This is a genomic window from Pedobacter sp. JCM 36344 (assembly GCF_046546555.1).
Classification (GTDB): Bacteria; Bacteroidota; Bacteroidia; order Sphingobacteriales; family Sphingobacteriaceae; genus Pedobacter.
Genome location: NZ_JBKHKK010000060.1, coordinates 1 through 423 on the forward strand (window position 1 = coordinate 1; position 423 = coordinate 423).

General features: G+C 43.0%; 1 pseudogene. It reads left to right on the forward strand.

Annotated features, from left to right (window positions below):
• Positions 1–423, forward strand: a pseudogene (locus ACHFIZ_RS17970) (TonB-dependent receptor); the annotation flags it as partial.

The following is a 423-nucleotide window of genomic DNA, read 5'->3' on the forward strand; positions in this document are numbered from 1 at the left end:
GTGAGAAGCAGGTAGACTTAAGAGGTGCCTACATCAGAACTATGATAGAAAGTGCTAGCAAAAAAAGCGTACTTAAAGACTTTCCGATAAAGGCAGGTATGAACCAGACGGATGTTCAGTTTTTCCCTGAAAGTGGGAATCTGATTAATGGGATTCTGTCCAGGGTTGCATTCAAAGCTACTGGAATTGACGGGATAGGTTTAGCTGTCAAAGGAAAGATCGTTGACAATGAGAATAAGGAAATAGCAGCACTCGAAACTTTGCATTCGGGTATGGGCTCGTTTCTGATCAACCCGGAGGCAGGAAAAACCTACGCTGCGAAAATGACGTTCTCAGATGGGACAGAGAATTCGATCCAGTTACCTAAATCAAATGATAATGGGTATGTGTTGAGTGTCTATCAGCCCAATAGGGATAGCATTC